11 protein-coding genes are annotated in these 17,601 nt (G+C 58.7%); 3 read left to right on the top strand and 8 right to left on the bottom strand.

The annotated features are described in order from the left end of the window. Window positions 1-259: 259 nt before the first annotated feature. The gene (locus AC07OG_RS25715) at window positions 260-1,480 is read right to left on the bottom strand and encodes an aspartate aminotransferase family protein (protein WP_218425981.1); all 1,221 of its coding nucleotides are present in this window, start codon (window positions 1,478-1,480) and stop codon (window positions 260-262) included. A gap of 285 nt (window positions 1,481-1,765) precedes the next feature. Between AC07OG_RS25715 and AC07OG_RS25710 the strand changes: the two genes are divergently transcribed. After that, a complete protein-coding gene (locus AC07OG_RS25710; protein ID WP_495068457.1) occupies window positions 1,766-6,775 on the top strand; it encodes a dermonecrotic toxin domain-containing protein in 5,010 nt (1,669 codons plus the stop codon). Between the two features lie 74 nt (window positions 6,776-6,849). Here the strand turns inward: AC07OG_RS25710 and argR are convergent, their stop codons facing one another. The 7 genes from argR to acs all read right to left on the bottom strand — a co-directional run bounded on the left by argR (window position 6,850) and on the right by acs (window position 14,896). Next, window positions 6,850-7,830 carry a transcriptional regulator ArgR gene (argR, locus tag AC07OG_RS25705; protein ID WP_060539732.1) on the bottom strand — a complete coding sequence of 327 codons (981 nt, stop codon included), beginning with the start codon at window positions 7,828-7,830 and terminating at the stop codon, window positions 6,850-6,852. Between the two features lie 247 nt (window positions 7,831-8,077). Then, a complete protein-coding gene (locus AC07OG_RS25700; protein WP_007971015.1) occupies window positions 8,078-8,842 on the bottom strand; it encodes an ABC transporter ATP-binding protein in 765 nt (254 codons plus the stop codon). 27 nt (window positions 8,843-8,869) lie between these two features. Next, window positions 8,870-9,982, bottom strand: a complete 1,113-nt coding sequence (locus tag AC07OG_RS25695) for a M14 family metallopeptidase (protein ID WP_060539731.1) — start codon at window positions 9,980-9,982, stop codon at window positions 8,870-8,872. Between the two features lies 1 nt (window position 9,983). Continuing rightward, entirely contained in the window at window positions 9,984-10,682 is a 699-nt protein-coding gene (locus AC07OG_RS25690; RefSeq protein WP_060539730.1) for an ABC transporter permease, read from the bottom strand. Then, window positions 10,679-11,368 carry an ABC transporter permease gene (locus AC07OG_RS25685; RefSeq protein ID WP_034151464.1) on the bottom strand — a complete coding sequence of 230 codons (690 nt, stop codon included), beginning with the start codon at window positions 11,366-11,368 and terminating at the stop codon, window positions 10,679-10,681. Before AC07OG_RS25685 ends, AC07OG_RS25690 begins: the two co-directional genes overlap by 4 nt. Window positions 11,369-11,459: 91 nt before the next feature. Continuing rightward, window positions 11,460-12,239, bottom strand: a complete 780-nt coding sequence (locus AC07OG_RS25680) for an ABC transporter substrate-binding protein (RefSeq protein WP_060539729.1) — start codon at window positions 12,237-12,239, stop codon at window positions 11,460-11,462. Between the two features lie 701 nt (window positions 12,240-12,940). Then, entirely contained in the window at window positions 12,941-14,896 is a 1,956-nt protein-coding gene (gene acs, locus AC07OG_RS25675) for an acetate--CoA ligase (RefSeq protein ID WP_495068456.1), read from the bottom strand. 494 nt (window positions 14,897-15,390) lie between these two features. Here acs and AC07OG_RS25670 point away from each other — a divergent pair, with 494 nt between their 5' ends. Together AC07OG_RS25670 and AC07OG_RS25665 are read left to right on the top strand one after the other, a co-directional pair. Beyond that, window positions 15,391-15,654, top strand: a complete 264-nt coding sequence (locus AC07OG_RS25670) for a DUF2790 domain-containing protein (RefSeq protein WP_218425979.1) — start codon at window positions 15,391-15,393, stop codon at window positions 15,652-15,654. A gap of 536 nt (window positions 15,655-16,190) precedes the next feature. Beyond that, window positions 16,191-17,438: a ribonucleotide-diphosphate reductase subunit beta gene (locus tag AC07OG_RS25665; RefSeq protein WP_007978181.1), complete on the top strand. Its 1,248-nt coding sequence runs from the start codon at window positions 16,191-16,193 to the stop codon at window positions 17,436-17,438. The last annotated feature ends 163 nt before the right edge of the window (window positions 17,439-17,601 follow it).

The following is a 17,601-nucleotide window of genomic DNA, read 5'->3' as shown; positions in this document are numbered from 1 at the left end:
CCCGGGCCATCCCTGAAACAACTCAGAGTCAACGGTGGGAGCTACTTTGCGTGGCGAGGGGGCTTGCCCCCGTTCGATTGCGCAGCAATCGCGAAAACAGTCAATGCGTTCTGATTGATTAGCGCGCTGACTGTTTTCAGGGGTGCTTCGCACCCCCACGGGGGCAAGCCCCCTCGCCACAAGGCTCGCTCCTACAGAAAAGCGGGGCCGGCATACAAAATCAGGTTCGACGCCTGACAATCAGGCGCCGAAGGGTCTATCAGGCTTGCGTCAGTTTTGCCGCGGCGCGCTCGAAGCGATCCAGGCCAGCATCAATATCGGCGTCTTCCACCACCAGGCTCGGGGCGAAACGAATGACGTCCGGGCCGGCTTGCAGAATCATCAGGCCTTCTTGTTCAGCGGCGTTGAAGATGTCCTTGGCCTTGCCTTTCCAGGCGTCGTTCAACACACAACCGATCAACAGGCCCAGACCACGAACCTGAGTGAACAGGCCGTATTTCTCGCCGATCTGCGTAAGGCGGGTCTTGAACTTGTCGTGCTTGGCGTTGACGCCGGCCAACACTTCAGGCGTGTTGATCACGTCGATCACGGCTTCGGCAACGGCGCACGCCAGCGGGTTACCGCCGTAGGTGGTGCCGTGGGTGCCGACGACCAGGTGCTTGGCCAGCTCTTCGGTGGTCAGCATCGCCGCGATCGGGAAACCACCGCCCAGGCTCTTGGCGCTGGTCAGGATGTCCGGGGTCACGCCGTAATGCTGGTAGGCAAACAGCTTGCCGCTGCGGCCCATGCCGGTTTGCACTTCGTCGAACACCAGCAGCGCGTTGTGCTCGGTGCACAGCTCACGGGCGCCTTGCAGGTAGGCCAGTTCAGCCGGCAGCACGCCGCCCTCACCCTGGATCGGCTCCAGAACCACGGCGCAGGTCTTGTCGGAAATGGCGGCTTTCAGCGCGGCCAGATCGTTGTACGGCACGTGGGTGATACCGGTGATCTTCGGGCCGAAACCGTCGGAGTACTTCGACTGGCCACCGACGTTCACGGTGAACAGGGTACGGCCATGAAAACTGTTGAGCGCTGCGATGATTTCGTACTTCTCGCTGCCGTAACGATCGAAAGCGACGCGACGGGCCAGCTTGAAGGCGGCCTCGTTGGCTTCGGCGCCGGAGTTGCAGAAGAACACGCGATCGGCAAAGGTGGCGTCGATCAGCTTGTGGGCCAGGCGCAAGGCCGGCTCATTGGTGAACACGTTGGACACGTGCCACAGCTTGTTCGCCTGCTCGGTCAAGGCACCGACCAGCGCCGGGTGCGCATGGCCCAATACGTTAACGGCAATCCCGCCAGCGAAGTCGATCAGCTCGCGACCGGACTGGTCCCAGACGCGGGAACCGGCGCCACGCACAGGAATGAATGCGGCAGGCGCATAGTTGGGAACCATTACCTGATCGAAATCGGCGCGTTGTACCGCAGCGTGCTCAACGGACATCGGAGTCTCCTGAAGAGAAAACACTCGCCTGAAACTGGCGAGCTTGGTGAGGATTGTAAGGACAGTTTTCAGCCCGGCCTTGCCGCCAAGCGACAACTTCTTATAGCGCAAACCCCGGATTTTCCCGGGTTTACGGCAATGCGACATATAGGGTCGCAAAGGCGCAGTTTAACTGCCCCGGCGATTTATAGGCAGCGTCACCTGCACCCTATAAATATGTACCGCCCCCCGATCATCGGCATCGTTTTCCATTGAGGCTTATTTAAACCCTCGAGGGTCATCACCGTGCCAACTTCAGAACAGAACCTGTCAACACCAGCAACGGCCCACGCATTTCCCGGCGAACACCCCGACGAGCACTATGCGCCCCTGCAACATAGCGTGCCGCGCTGGCTTGGCGAGGCGATTCCGGTAAAACGCCAGGCATTTAGCCGCGTTCGACCAGGGATGCCCGAGCACTTCAAGCACCTGCCCGCCGCTTCGCATGCAGTTTTGAGAGCGCTCATTGCGCAGCAGTGGACCGTACAGAACAAAGTCGATCGAATACTGGAAAAACTGCAGGACGCCGCCGGTTTTGCCGAGCCCTTGCTGGTCAACGCGTTGAATGAGCGCTTCGACCTGCCGAACCTGGATGTACGTAAAACCTTCTTGCGTCTGTACATCCCTCTACAACTGGGCGCCGCCCGGATCTGGACAGTGTCGCTACTGGACGCCGCGCTGCACAATTTTGAGGAGAGTGAAACCCTTGAAGAGGCTTATGAAGCGGACTCCTCATTCATCACCAAACCCGATGAACTGGGTCATTTCCAGACAATTGCCGGCCTCAAAGAGACGGTTGGCATCGCGGGCTTTACCCGACTGTGCCGGGAGTTGGACATCGGGCGCAAATATCAGGAATACCTCGAAGATAACCTTGGCGTAACCAATCCAGTCGCCGCTGCCGTGCTGCGCCGCCACGTCGATGAAAGCCAGGCGGCGGCGTTAAAGGCTGCGCTGCTGTTCGCCCGAATGAACAGGGACGTTCAAGAGGCAAACGCGCTAATGATCGAAGGCCTGATGGATGGCCTGGAAGGCCTGCGACTGAACCGCACCTCCATGCTTTGTCACGAGCTGTCGATCCTGTCCACGCCGCTCACCGGTGTTATGCTTTTTTCCCGACAACTTGAACAGACCCGCGACACTGCACAGATTGTGGTGTATGTCCCGGATGACCCTGAGCACCCGATCAAGCAATACCCTTCAACGAGCGATTTTGTCAGGGAGCTGGCGCGGCAACTGCGCGACCCCGATTACCAGCGCTTCTTCAGCCGGTTCATCCCGCATGAAGGCAGAGGCCACTTCTTCGGTCAACTCAATGCCAGCCTGGCTCAAATCCAGTGGCATACACCTGAGGCCGGCAGCAGTTTACCCACCTGGCGAGAGACGCCGCTTGAGGCCCCCAATCTGAATCTGGCAGCCACCCCCATTGAAGGCGACCTGCCGCAACACCTTTACCAGACCCGGCTGAACAAGATCCTTAACGATGCACGGGCCATCGCCATCCCCACCGCGCAAGTCGATCAACGGGTTCGTTGGGCATTCCTGGATTCGGTGACCAGCATCGCCAAATCGATCCTGGAGGTCACTTCATTCGTACTCCTGCCATTCATACCTTTTTTGGGTGAGGCGATGCTCGCTTACATGGCCTGGCAGATGCTCGATGAAACCTTCGAAGGGATCATCGAATGGGCCGAGGGCCAGACAGCCGAAGCCTTTGAACACGTGATGGGCGCTGCTGAATCGCTCATCCAGCTGGGGATGTTTTTAGTGGGTGGCGCCATTGTCATCGGTGAGTTCCGCAAGGTACTTCCTCGCGAAATCGTAGCATTCATCGATCGGTTCAAACCCGTTGCAGGTCCTGGCGGAAAAACCCTTTACTGGAAGCTCGACCTGACGACCTACAAGCAGAAAATCCCACTGCCAGAGAGCTCCAGACCCAATAGCCTGGGCTTGCATCAGCATGAAGGCAGAGACATTCTGCCCATCGAAGGCGAACACTTCGTTGTCAGCAAAGACCCACTGTCCCAGAACCATCAGATTGAGCACCCGACCCGTGCCGATGCTTACAAGCCGACTCTGCGGGGTAATGGTGATGGCGCCTGGCACACCGAGCTGGAACATCCGATGGAGTGGGATAAAGCCACATCACTGGACCGCATCGGGCACAGGGTCGAGTCGTTTTCCCCCGCTCAACGAGAACGCATGCTAGAAATCAGCGGCAGCTCTGAAGACGCCTTGCGCAAAATGCACGTCAATCAGGAACCCTTGCCGCCGCTGCTCGCCGACACGCTCGAGCGCTTTACCATCGATGAGCAGTTGCAGCGCGTCTCTGAGCAGCTGGCCAGTGACCAACCTGAGCAATACTTGAATGCCGACCCCGCGACCCAACTTCGAATCCTGAACGAAAGCGGACTATTGCCTGAACGCAGCAGACTGCGTCTTTGGGATGAGCAAGGGCAGTTGGCCTGGGAGTCTTCGACCCGGGACGATCTAACCCCGATCGACCTGCGACAAGACCAGTTGATCGATGGAGACCTTCTCAAGACGCTGCTTCAAACACTCAACGAAGGCAAGCTCAACCTGTCGACAAATGAAGCGTTCGGTAATCCGCTCAATGCCCTTGAAAGCCGCACCCCCGCACTGAGAAAGAAGCTGGCGCAAATCATCAGGGACAATAAATCCGAACTTTTTGACGCTCATTACAAAGCCCTTGAGCAAAGCAACGACCCCTTCGTACAAGACATCGTGCAGGCTCATCCGCAGTTACCGAAAAGCGTGGCGCAGGAACTTGTCAACAACGCCACGGGCACCGAACTGCTGCAAATCAGTGAAGGCCACCTACCCGAGAGGCTGGAACGGCTCGCGAGTTTTGCCGAGCAGGAAGTGCGCGTCACCCGCGCCTACGAAGGGCTGGATCTCGACGCTGTCGCAAATCCGGACACCGACACACTGATGCTCCGAAGCCTGGAAACACTGCCCGGCTGGTCCCGCGAGGTACGCCTGGAAATCCGCGAACAGTTTTATGAGGCCCCCGTGGCAGACAGCATCGGCCCTCAGGATGCGCCCATACAAAAAGTGCTGGTACGACAGAAGTCCGGCACCTTCGAGACGTTTGACGACCGCGGGCAGCAACTGCATGGGGCCTCGGATTTCTACACCAGTGTCTTGCAGGCCTTGCCTGACGCGGAGCGCCAGGCGCTGGGTTATCAAATCGGTCAAGGACACAAACTGCAGCGGGCCATACACGATTCCCCTCTGCAGCGATCGGAGCTTCGAACGGCGATTGCGAACCCACCCATTCCGGCCCCCCCCATAGACACACTGCGCCTATTGGGCACGAACGGTTATCCCCGCCTCAGGAGCGAAGTACCCCGAACACTGGCAGAACGAGTGCGCGAGCTTTACCCCAGGCTTTCCCCGCTGGAGAATCAGGCCCTGGTTCAAAGACTGCAAGGTCACCCCGCTGGCCCGCGCGCGGAACTTTCTCGTCTGCGCGACGAGTATTTCCAGTTATTGAACGACCTTCAAATCTGGGCTAACAACCCACCAGCCTTTCATCCGCAAACCAACGCAAGACTCAGCCCGCTGGAAACAGCCGCACAAATACAGAACCGCAGACTGCTGCGCGAGCAACTGCTGCGTGGCTGGCGCAAGGAGACAGACTTGTATGACCCCGAAGCGGGCGCAGATCACGGCTACAGCATTGTATTTTCCCAGCCGATACTCGGCGATCTGCCGACCTTGAGCGCCGACTACGGTCACATCTCCATGCTGTCGCTCAATGGCAGCAGTGCGGCCCGCGGGATCGAACCTTTCCTTGGGCGTTTCCCTGGCTTGCGTCGCCTGGAAATGCGTAATTTTGTCCTGAACCGCATGCCCGAGACGATTGCGAACATGACCGGGCTGGACGAATTGATCCTGAGTGATTGTGGCATCGCCCTCACGCCCGCAGTTCAGGCATCCCTTGGCCAGTTGCATGAGTTGTCGGTACTCGACCTGGAAAACAACCCGCTTGGTTTCGCCCCCGAGATCGACGCGCTCCCCAAACTGACCTACATCGACCTTTCCAGTACCGGCATCACCAGCATTCCCGCGGGACTGCGCAATTGCCCGCGACTTCGAACCGCCATCTTCTATGACAATCAGATAAGTGAACTGCCCGCCTTTATCTTTGAACTGCCGGGCGACATCAGCGAAGGCTTTGATTTTGCGAACAATCCGCTGTCTGCCACCTCCCGCGAGCGGATCAAAATCTACTTCGGTCAAACCGGACGGGACCTTGGGGTATTCGCCGAACAGGTGGACATCAATCGAGTGAGAGACCTGTACCCAGGGCTGGATAGAGAAGAAGCGAGTGACTATATCTATCGCTTGCCTGGCACGTTGCCGGAGGGCCGGATCGTTCTGGCGCGCAAGGAGGCCGAGCTTGCCGACATGATCAGCGACCTCACCGTATGGTCGAACGACGTTCCCAACATCCATCCTGAATCCGGTACGCCCCTCACGGCCGATGAGATGTACCAGGAGCACGTCAAAAGGGATCAGTTCAAGCAAGACCTTGAACGTTGCTGGCGCCGAATACCCACAGTCAATGCGGCCGCCAGCGAGTTCGCGTTCGTGTCGACGCTGCCGATTATGGGTGATCTTCCAGTACTGACAGCCGGCTTCAGCCATGTCCCTGAACTGATGCTCACCAGCACCGGTCACATCGCCCCGCGAGCGAGCCAGTTCCTGGAGTACTTTCCCAACCTGGAGCGCCTGACCGTGCGCGGATACCAACTGGATAACATCCCCGACAGCGTGTTCAGGATGCGAAGCCTGAGCGAGCTGAGCCTGCCTGAATGCCGCATCACCCTGACCGAACAAACCCGCAATGGGTTGGCAGAAATGACGCGCCTTGAGCTGATCAACCTGAGGAATAACCCTTTGGGGCTCGCACCCGATCTGAGCAACATGACGCAGTTGTCATTGAACCTGAGCCGTTGTGGGCTCACGGAGATTCCGAGGGGATTGCTCAGTAACGATATCCGGGTAGACGCCGACTTGAGCTTTAACGCAATTACCGAGATGCCCGTCGACCTTTTGGAGGTCAATGCCGATATCGGTGCAGGATTTGACTTCGGCGGCAATCCATTCACGGCTGACAGCCTCCAGCTGATTGCCGATTATTACCGTCGAACCGGTAATGATCTCCAGATCGATGGGATAGCCAACATCCCGGTGCCGGTGAATGGCGTACCAGTCAATCCCGAATGAAACCTGATAGCGCGCCTGCCCGAGACCATGGGGTTTGCCGACCCCATGGCGCTCGATCAGCTTATGGGTGAAACCTATCCGCGCTCCGGAGGCACCGACGACAACTCGAACGGGCTGCTGCTGCGGCGCTGGTTGCGATCTTCCCGCGGCGTAGCGCCGAAGAAGTTGCGATAAGCGCTGGAGAAGTGCGGCCCCGACGAGAAGCCGCAAGACAGGCCGATCTGGATGATCGACTTGCTGGTCTGCATCAACATCTGCCGGGCCTTGTTCAGGCGCAACTCCAGGTAATACTGGCTCGGCACGCGGTTGAGGTATTGCTTGAAGATGCGCTCCAGCTGCCGACGGGACACGCACACGTGCTGGGCGATTTCGTCGGTGGTCAGGGGCTCTTCGATGTTGGCTTCCATGAGCAGCACGGCTTGCGTGAGCTTGGGATGGCTGGAGCCGAGACGATTCTGCAACGGAATGCGCTGACGCTCCCCGCCCTCGCGGATGCGCTCGACCACCAACTCTTCCGACACCGCACCGGCCAGTTCCGCGCCGTGATCGCGGGCCAGTACTGCCAGCAACAAATCGAGTACCGACATGCCGCCGCAAGCCGTCAGGCGATCACGATCCCAGTCGAACAGATGACTGGTGGCAATGACCTTCGGGAAACGTTCGGCGAAATCGTCCTGCCAGCGCCAGTGCACGGCCGCGCGATAACCGTCGAGCAAACCCAGTTGCGCCAACGGATAAACACCCGCGGACAAACCGCCGATCACACAACCGGCACGCACCAGTTGCTTGAGCCCACTGCTGAGCGCCGGCGCCAATGCGGTGGGCGGCTCATCGGCGAGCAGGAACAGTTTCTGGAAGTTTTCGAGCTTGCCGGTCCAGGCCTCACCGGGCAATTGCCAGGCGCCTTCGACCGGTGGCTCGGCCTGCAGGAACGACAGTTCGTAGACCACGTCCGGATGCACACGCTGGGCAACACGCAAGGCCTCCTCAGCCAGCGCCAGCGTCAGAGCTTTAGTGCTGGGCCAAATCAGGAAACCAATTCGATGGGCAGTCATGGGCGGGCAATCCGAAACGAAGAACAGTGATGAAGGCATGGGCCAATGCTAGCCCGCAAATGTACGCAAATCCCGAAACCAGCAAAGATCAAATGTGGGAGCGGGCTTGCTCGCCAAAGCAGTGGTTCAGACAGCAACGATGTTGACTGATACACCGCTTTCGCGAGCAAGCCCGCTCCCACAGGGGATTGGGCCGGCATCCAGGTTGCGAAGCATGCACTATCCCGGTGCGCAACGGGAGTTCGGTTTACTTCAAGCTGCCCGAGAGGAACTGTTGCAGACGCTCCGATTGCGGGTTAACCAGCACTTCACGCGGGTTGCCGCTCTCTTCAACGACACCTTTGTGCAGGAACACCAACTGGTTCGACACTTCACGGGCGAAACCCATTTCGTGGGTCACCACGACCATGGTCCGGCCTTCCTGAGCCAGGGCCTGCATGACTTTGAGCACGTCACCCACCAGCTCCGGGTCAAGGGCCGAGGTCGGTTCGTCGAACAGCATCACTTCCGGTTCCATCGCCAGCGCCCGGGCAATCGCCACTCGCTGTTGTTCGCCGCCGGACATGTGGCCCGGGTAAGCATCTTTACGATGCGCCACGCCCACCTTGTTCAGGTAGTGCTCGGCCTTCTCGCGGGCTTCGGCCTTGGACACGCCCAGTACGTGTACCGGCGCTTCCATGATGTTTTCCAGCGCGGTCATGTGCGACCACAGGTTGAAATGCTGGAACACCATCGACAGGCGCGAACGCATGCGTTGCAACTGCTTCGGATCAGCCGCCTTCAGCGCGCCGTCCTTGTTCGCCACCAGCTTCAACTCTTCGTTGTTGAGCAGGATCTTGCCCGCGTGCGGCTGCTCCAGCAGGTTGATGCAGCGCAGGAAAGTACTTTTGCCGGAGCCACTGGAGCCGATGATGCTGATCACATCGCCGGCTGCCGCTTTCAGGGACACGCCCTTGAGCACTTCGTGACTGCCGTAGCGTTTATGCAGGTCTTGGACTTCAAGTTTGTACATGCGGTCGGTTCTCACAAAAACAGTCAGTCAGTCGTTGAGCAAGCGCCCGTGACGCAGCGCTTCGCGCCCCGCCACCTTGGCCAGCCAGAAACCGGGTTGGGCATAACGCAGCCGCTCAATGGCAAACAGCACCCCGGACGTACCAGCACACACCGTGCTGACCCGATCCGCCAACGGATCGATCACTTCAAAAATCTCGTCACCGGCTTCAACCCACTCACCGGGTTTACGCAGGAAACTCACCACACCCGGGTGCGGTGCCATCAGCAATTCGGTGCCTTCGAACGGCATCGCTTCGCAAGCGTCTTGCGCAGCTTGTGGCCATTCGCCACTGATCAGGCCTTGCCCGGCGAGGAACGCCAGAATGCCTTCAGCATGGGCGCAGGCCTCGGCGCGACCGGTGTCGGCCTGACCACCTAATTCAATGGTAGTCGCCAGGCACGCCAGTGGAATTTGCGCATCCGGGAACAGACGCGACAACCGCAGCCACGGCAGCGAGCAGGCTTCATCGAAGGAACTGCCGCCGGAATCTTCCGCCAGCAACCCGACCCGCACATTCAGGTGCGCAGCCAGTGAACGCCACTGCGGCCAATGCTGCGGCAAGGCATACATGTGCAGCGCCGCTTCGGCGTCGCAATGCAGGTCCAGCACGACATCAGCGGTGCAGGCATGGCTGAGCAGAATGCGCTGCATGCCCTGCAACTGGCTGGATGCCGGTGGCAGCGCGGCCAGCGCATCGCTCATGGCCTGGCGAATCAAACGAATGTTGGCGTGCGGGTCATCGCCCAGGTGTCCGTTCAGCGCAGCGGCCACTGGCGCGCTCAGCTCGACGAAGTCGCGGTTGAAATTCTTGCCGCTGCCCGCCTCGAAACGCCCCTGATGATTGCCCTGGAGCAATTGACTCAAGCCCAGCGGGTTCGCCACCGGCACCAGTTCGATCACACCGTTGAGCAAGCCCTGGGTTTCGAGTTCGGCCAGGCGCTTTTTCAGCTCGAAGGCTGTGCGCATGCCCGGCAGTTCATCGGCGTGCAGGCTGGCCTGAATGTAGGCCTTGCGCTCGCCACTGCCGAAGCGAAACACCGAGATCTGGCGTTCGCTGCCCAAGTGGCTCCACGGCAACACATGATCGATGCGTTCCATATCAGTGCTTCCGCGGGGCCAGGTAGCCCAACCAGCGGCGCTCGGCCAGCTTGAACAGCTTCACCAGAATGAACGTCAGGCACAGGTAGAACACGCCGGCGGTGATGTACGCCTCAAACGGCAGGTAGTACTGGGCGTTGACCGTGCGTGCGGCACCGGTGATGTCGATCAGGGTCACGATGGACGCCAGACTGGTGGTCTGCAGCATCATGATCACTTCGTTGCTGTACTGCGGCAGCGCCCGGCGCAGGGCCGACGGCAGCAGGATGCGCTTGTACATCTTGAAGCGCGACATGCCCATGGCCTTGGCCGCTTCGATCTCGCCGTTCGGCGTGGCGCGCAGGCTGCCGGCAATGATTTCGGCGGTGTAGGCGCTGGTGTTGACGGCAAACGCCAGGCACGCACAGAAGGTCGCGCTGGACAGCCACGGCCAGAGGAAGCTCTCACGCACCGCTTCGAACTGCGCCAGCCCGTAGTAGATCAGGAACAGTTGCACCAGCATGGGCGTGCCGCGGATCACGTAGGTGTAGAGCCAGGCCGACATATTGACGACCGGGTTCTTCGAAACGCGCATCAGGCCCAGGGGCAACGCACACAGCAGGCCGAAGAACAGCGACAGCCCGAGCAGTTTGAGGGTGGTCAGCAGGCCGCCGAGGTACAGCGGCATGGCCTCCCAAATGACGTTGTAGTCGAAGATCATAGATCAGCCGCCCTTACGCCTACCGAGTAGCGCTTCTCAAGGTGACGCAATGCCAGCAACGACACACTGGTGATCACCAGGTACATCGCCGCCACCGCGAGGAAGAAGGTGAAAGGCTCGCGGGTGGCATCGGCCGCCTGCTTGGCCTTGAACATCATGTCTTGCAGACCCACCACCGAAATCAGCGCGGTAGCCTTGGTCAGAACCAGCCAGTTGTTGGTAAAGCCCGGGATCGCCAGACGAATCATCTGCGGCACCAGTACCCGGAAGAACACCTGGAAACTGCTCATGCCGTACGCCATGCCCGCTTCCGCCTGCCCCTTGGGGATCGCCATGAACGCGCCCCGGAAAGTTTCCGACAGGTACGCACCAAAGATGAAGCCCAGGGTGCCGATACCGGCGGCCAATGGGTTCAGGTCGATGTAGTCGTCAAAACCGAGCAGCGGTGCGACGCGGTTGAGCAGGTCCTGGCCACCGTAGAAAATCAGCAGGATCAGCACCAGGTCGGGAATGCCGCGGATTACCGTGGAATACAGGTCGCCCAGCCAGGCCAGCCAGCGCACCGGCGACAGACGCAGCGCCACGCCGATCAGACCCAGAACAATGGCCAGGGCCATGGACGACAAGGCGAGCTGAAGCGTCAGCCAAGCGCCATCGAGGATGACAGCCCCGTAGCCTTTCAACATGATTCAGGTCCTCGGAAGTTGGGATGAAAAAATGGCGCAAACCGCAGAGATTCTGTTGCTTGCGCCATTTCGGACTTGTCGCCTGGACGGGTTACTTGCCGTAGATGTCGAAAGCGAAGTACTTGTCCTGGATTTGCTTGTACTTGCCGTTCTCGCGAATGGCAGTAATGGCGGCGTTGAGCTTGTCCAGCTCGGCCTTGTCGCCCTTACGCACGGCGATGCCTACGCCGTCACCGAAGTATTTGACGTCGGTGAACGCCGGGCCGACGAACGCAAAGCCTTTGCCAGCGTCGGTTTTCAGGAAGCCGTCTTCCAGCAGCGTAGCGTCTGCCACGGTGCCGTCGAGGCGGCCGGCAGCCACGTCGAGGTAAATTTCGTTCTGCGAACCGTATGGCTTGATCTCGGCACCCAGCGGGGCCAGGACTTCACGGGCGAAACGCTCGTGGATCGAACCACGTTGCACGCCGATGTTCTTGCCCTTGAGCTCGGTCAGGCCTTCGCTGACCTGAACGCCCTGCTTCATGACCAGGCGGGCCGGGGTGTTGTAGTACTTGTTGGTGAAGTCCACGGACTTCTTGCGGTCTTCAGTGATCGACATCGACGACAGGATGGCGTCGATCTTGCGCACCTTGAGCGCCGGGATCAGACCGTCGAACTCTTGCTCGACCCAAACGCACTTGACCTTCATCTCTTCGCACAGGGCGTTGCCGATGTCGTAGTCGAAACCAACGATGCTGCCGTCCGGCGCTTTGGAAGCGAACGGAGGGTAAGCCGCCTCGATACCAATTTTCAGAGGCTTTTCATCGGCGAAGGTTGGCAGGGACAGCACGGAGGACAGTGCCAGGGCGCCAAGCAGCACGAGTTTCTTCATCTTGGGACTCCATCGGTATAGGGCTGAAACGGCAGAGTGAGCGTTAGCCCAATATGCGAATGAGTAGAACCGAAAAGCAATGCTGCGTCCCGGGATACGAGCGTTGAATTCAACACCGGCAACGACGAGCGAGTGATCGGCATTCTAACGACAGGCCCGAGGCCGATATTTCTTCAATGCGACAACTAGTTACAGAAGCACCGAGAATGCCGTCAGGCGCGTTGACAGCCCCTGCAAAATCATGCAAGAGCAAAAGGGAGTGAACCAATCAACATTGCAAATTGCGGGCCTATTATTGGCAAAGCCTTCTAATCCGGCAAGCGTAGCGTGGGATCTTATTTATTATCCGTGGTTGTGATGCCCTGGATCGGGGCTAAGCGTTTCCCAATGCCCCGGATCGGCGCGATGCGGTTACACATTCAGTAACCTGAGCAATCGCGGGGTAACAGTAGGAATAGCCCTACGTACAAAGCCGATAATTATTGGCTACTGTTTAAGTGGTGTCTGACCGAATGCTATCGCGGGCAAGCCCGCCCCACAGTTTCATACAGCTGGACAGAGATCATCCGCACACCACAACCCCCTGTGGGAGCGGGCTTGCCCGCGAAGAGGCCGGCACAACCAACACACAATCCCCAGACATTAAAAAGCCCCGCCAGGCGCAATGCCGGGCAGGGCTCTGAGCGACTCAGACGCGACGCTTACGCCACATTCATCGTCTTGTGCGTATCAATCAAATGCTGCACCACACCCGGATCGGCCAAGGTGGAGATATCTCCCAATCCGTCGTACTCAGCAGTAGCAATCTTGCGCAGAATCCGCCGCATGATTTTCCCCGAACGAGTCTTCGGCAACCCCGGCGCCCACTGAATCACATCCGGTGAAGCAATCGGACCGATCTCCTTGCGCACCCAGTTTTTCAATTCCAGGCGCAATTGCTCGTTCGGCTCTTCGCCGTTTTTAAGGGTGACATACACATAGATGCCCTGCCCCTTGATGTCATGCGGCACACCCACCACCGCTGCCTCGGCAACTTTCGGGTGAGCGACCATCGCGCTTTCGATCTCGGCGGTACCCATGCGGTGGCCAGACACGTTGAGCACGTCGTCCACGCGACCGGTGATCCAGTAGTAACCATCGGCATCGCGACGAGCACCGTCACCAGTGAAGTACATGCCACGGAACGTCTTGAAGTAAGTATCGACGAAGCGGTCGTGGTCGCCATACAGCGTACGTGCCTGGCCTGGCCACGAATCCAGAATCACCAGGTTGCCCTCGGCCTCGCCCTCGATGATGTTGCCCAGGTTGTCCACCAGCGCCGGCACCACGCCGAAGAACGGACGCGCCGCAGAACCCGGTTTCAGACCATGAGCACCCGGCAGCGGGCTCATCAGGGTCGCGCCGGTTTCGGTCTGCCACCAGGTGTCGACGATCGGGCAACGGGATTTGCCGACGTTCTTGTAGTACCAGTCCCAGGCTTCCGGGTTGATCGGCTCGCCCACCGAACCCAGCAGGCGCAGGCTGCTGCCATCGGCACCTTCCACAGCGGCAGTGCCCGAAGCCATCATCGCGCGGATCGCGGTTGGCGCGGTGTAGAGAATATTGACCTTGTGCTTGTCGACGATCTTCGCCACCCGGGTGATGTCCGGATAGTTCGGCACGCCTTCGAACAGCAGCGTGGTCGCGCCATTGGCCAGCGGGCCGTAGACAATGTAGGTGTGGCCGGTGACCCAACCGACGTCAGCGGTGCACCAGTAGACTTCACCCGGACGGTAGTCGAACACACGCTCGTGGGTCATGGCCGCATACAGCAGGTAACCGCCAGTGGTGTGCTGCACGCCCTTGGGCTTGCCGGTGGAACCGGAGGTGTAAAGGATGAACAGCGCTTCTTCGGCGCCCATCTCTTTCGGCGCACAAACGGTGCCCGCCACTTTCATCAGGTCTTCGTACCAGATGTCGCGATGCTGGTTCCACTTGATGTCGCCACCGGTGCGCTGGCACACGATGACCTTCTGGATGCTGCTGGTTTCCGGGTTGGTCAGCGCGTCGTCGACGTTGGCCTTGAGCGGGATCTTCTTGCCGGCACGGATGCCTTCGTCGGCAGTGATCACCACTTTCGAGCGGCAGTCGATGATGCGACCGGCCAGGGCTTCCGGCGAGAAACCACCGAACACCACCGAGTGAATCGCGCCGATCCGGGTGCAGGCCAGCATGGCGACCACGGCTTCAGGGATCATCGGCATGTAGATAGTCACCACGTCGCCACGGTGCACATCCTGGCCGCGCAGGGCGTTGGCGAATTTGCAGACTTGCTCGTGCAGCTCGCGGTAAGTGATGTTGCGGCTCTCGGAAGGGTCATCGCCTTCCCAGATGATAGCGATCTGGTCACCGCGCTCGGCCAGGTGACGGTCGAGGCAGTTGTAGGAAACGTTCAGGGTGCCATCGGCAAACCATTTGATATCGACATGGTGATCGTCGAAGGAAGTCTGCTTCACCGTGGTGAAAGGCTTGATCCAGTCGAGGCGTTTGGCTTGCTCGCGCCAGAAGCCGTCCGGGTTGACGACGGACTGCTGGTACATGGCCTTGTAGGTCGCCTCGTCGGTCAGCGTATTGGCCAGAACCTCGGGACGAACGGGATACAGGGAAGCCGCACTCATCTTTCTTACCTCGGTGGAATAGTTGTTTTTGTATGACCCAGTTGTAGTCGCGCCGGCCCCATAGAACCATTCGACGATGGTAGTAACAAGGCCCTACAAAATGTCCTGAATAGTTACCCAGCCAGCCAAACCGAGCATTTCCTGTCGCACCCCAACGAAGGGGATGCCTCCAAAACCCTGTGGGAGCTGGCTTGCCAGCGATGGCGGCCTACCTGACGCACAGCGCCACCAATATCAACAGCGAACCGGCCCCTCGCAGTCGTACCCAATTGGATTCCAGGGATTGTTACGAAATCTGTCAAAAGTGTTTATCAAAAGCCCACCTATATGAATGCACCCCCCAGCCCTAAAATCCATCCCCGCCAAACCGGCAAACCGAGTTAACCAAGTTACAGCCCCCACGAAGGCAGTTAACCCAAACCCAAGTAATCAGATCCGCACGCAACCCCAAAAAGGTTGCGTGACCCCATTCGACCCAAGAAAGGTAAAAGCAGATGAAAGCTTTATTAGTTCTGGCCCTGGGCAGCCTGTGCTTGAACGCCATGGCCGACGAAGCCCCGACCGATGTCGCACAGCAACAACCGGTCATCGAGGAATACACTTACTCCACCAACCTGGACATCGCCAAAGTAATCTCCATGAGCGAAACCCCAAACGTGTGTGAAGTGGTGCCGATGAAAATGGAATACGAAGACTCACAAGGTCAACGGCATATCCTGCGTTACAGCATGATGGGTAATGGCTGCTCCAATGGCTGAGCAACAACGCCCGCGCTGTAAATCGAGGCGATTTCGCAGCCCGGCTTCCTGTCGGGCTCGGTTGTGTCTGGATACATCGAAAAGCTCGCAAAAACACAAGATGTAGTGAAAAACCCGGTTTTTGGTTGTTTTTTGAGCAAAAACCAATAAGCGCCCTTTTCCCCGAAAAAAAATCTATGGCCCCCAAAGCCCTGTAAACCCTCGCTCCGACCGAAAAACCCGTCCTCTCGACCGATCTGTAGGCCGATTCGCCGCACCACGACGGCAAAAATTTCCCTATAATGCCGCCCTAACGGGCCTGCAATATCCCCTTACAGGGATCAATAGCCAGTCTGAAGCCCACGCAGAGATCATTACCGATTTCCGCGCCCGTCAGAGGCTCTCGGAACCCCGTACAAAATTCTGTTTTATTGCCTGCGTTAGCTGCCGCAAGAAACGATTTCCTTTAGATCCAACGCGGCCAGTACGGCCGTGTGAAAAACCAACCAACCATTTTCACACGGGCACTCTGGCCCTCACGCAGGAGACGACACGTCATGCTGAGCTGGGACGAATTCGACAAAGAAGACACGGAAGTAGCGGTCAAGAGCGCCAACGCTGGCCACGCCACCGAAGCCAACATGGACCGTCTCGACAGCGCCGGCGGTGCCGCCGCCCTCGAAGCACGCGCCGTGACCGCCGCTGACTCCGCCGCAGTAGCCCGCGCCAAGGCTGCTCTGGATTCTCTCGACGTCGCCGAAGGCCTCGCCGAACTCGAAGGCGCCTCCGCCCGTGTCGCCGTTGACGAAAAGCGCATGATCAACTGCCGCGCCGACCTCAACCAACTCGTACCCTTCAAGTACGACTGGGCCTGGCAGAAATACCTGGACGGCTGCGCAAACCACTGGATGCCGCAAGAAGTCAACATGACCGCCGACATCGCCCTCTGGAAAAACCCGGAAGGCCTGACCGACGACGAGCGCCGCATCGTCATGCGCAACCTCGGCTTCTTCTCCACCGCCGACTCCCTGGTCGCCAACAACCTGGTCCTGGCCGTCTACCGCCTGATCACCAACCCGGAATGCCGCCAGTACATCCTGCGCCAGGCTTTCGAAGAGGCGATCCACACCCACGCCTACCAGTACTGCATCGAATCGCTGGCCATGGATGAAGGCGAAATCTTCAACATGTACCACGAGATCCCATCGGTCGCGAAAAAAGCCACCTGGGGCCTCAAATACACCCGTTCGATCTCCGATCCGAAGTTCGAAACCGGCACCGTCGAAACCGACAAAGAACTGCTGCGCAACCTGATCGCCTACTACTGCGTTCTGGAAGGCATCTTCTTCTACTGCGGCTTCACCCAGATCCTCTCCATGGGCCGCCGCAACAAAATGACCGGCGTCGCCGAGCAGTTCCAGTACATCCTGCGCGACGAATCCATGCACCTGAACTTCGGCATCGACGTGATCAACCAGATCAAAATCGAAAACCCGCATTTGTGGGATGCCGAGATGAAGGAAGAAGCTTCGCAGATGATTCTGCAGGGCACTCAGCTGGAAATCGAATACGCTCGCGACACCATGCCTCGTGGGGTGTTGGGGATGAATGCGGCGATGATGGAAGACTATCTGAAGTTCATCGCTAACCGTCGCCTGTCGCAGATTGGTCTGAAGGAAGAGTATCCGGGGACTACAAACCCGTTCCCTTGGATGAGCGAGATTATGGACTTGAAGAAAGAGAAGAATTTCTTTGAGACTCGGGTTATTGAGTATCAGACTGGTGGGGCTTTGAGCTGGGATTGATCCCAGAGTTAGCCGCGATTTGACGACTTGAATCGGCAAATCGAACATCTGAAAGCCCCGATCTGATCGGGGCTTTTTTGTGGGGTATGTCCCGTCCTGAATAAGGTTTACACCTTCTGACCTATTTTCAGGAGGGAGCAATGGATTCGGGGAAAAGGCGCAG

The organism is Pseudomonas sp. GW821-FHT09H03 (genome assembly GCF_059415945.1).
This window is presented reverse-complemented; position numbering and strand designations above follow the sequence as displayed.

What these genes read in the sequence shown, in the direction of transcription:
- AC07OG_RS25715 (WP_218425981.1), bottom strand. Translation starts at nt 1,480, where the DNA reads ATGTCCGTTGAGCACGCTGCGGTACAACGCGCCGATTTCGATCAGGTA.
- argR (WP_060539732.1), bottom strand. Translation starts at nt 7,830, where the DNA reads ATGACTGCCCATCGAATTGGTTTCCTGATTTGGCCCAGCACTAAAGCT.
- AC07OG_RS25700 (WP_007971015.1), bottom strand. Translation starts at nt 8,842, where the DNA reads ATGTACAAACTTGAAGTCCAAGACCTGCATAAACGCTACGGCAGTCAC.
- AC07OG_RS25695 (WP_060539731.1), bottom strand. Translation starts at nt 9,982, where the DNA reads ATGGAACGCATCGATCATGTGTTGCCGTGGAGCCACTTGGGCAGCGAA.
- AC07OG_RS25690 (WP_060539730.1), bottom strand. Translation starts at nt 10,682, where the DNA reads ATGATCTTCGACTACAACGTCATTTGGGAGGCCATGCCGCTGTACCTC.
- AC07OG_RS25685 (WP_034151464.1), bottom strand. Translation starts at nt 11,368, where the DNA reads ATGTTGAAAGGCTACGGGGCTGTCATCCTCGATGGCGCTTGGCTGACG.
- AC07OG_RS25680 (WP_060539729.1), bottom strand. Translation starts at nt 12,239, where the DNA reads ATGAAGAAACTCGTGCTGCTTGGCGCCCTGGCACTGTCCTCCGTGCTG.
- acs (WP_495068456.1), bottom strand. Translation starts at nt 14,896, where the DNA reads ATGAGTGCGGCTTCCCTGTATCCCGTTCGTCCCGAGGTTCTGGCCAAT.
- AC07OG_RS25670 (WP_218425979.1), top strand. Translation starts at nt 15,391, where the DNA reads ATGAAAGCTTTATTAGTTCTGGCCCTGGGCAGCCTGTGCTTGAACGCC.
- AC07OG_RS25665 (WP_007978181.1), top strand. Translation starts at nt 16,191, where the DNA reads ATGCTGAGCTGGGACGAATTCGACAAAGAAGACACGGAAGTAGCGGTC.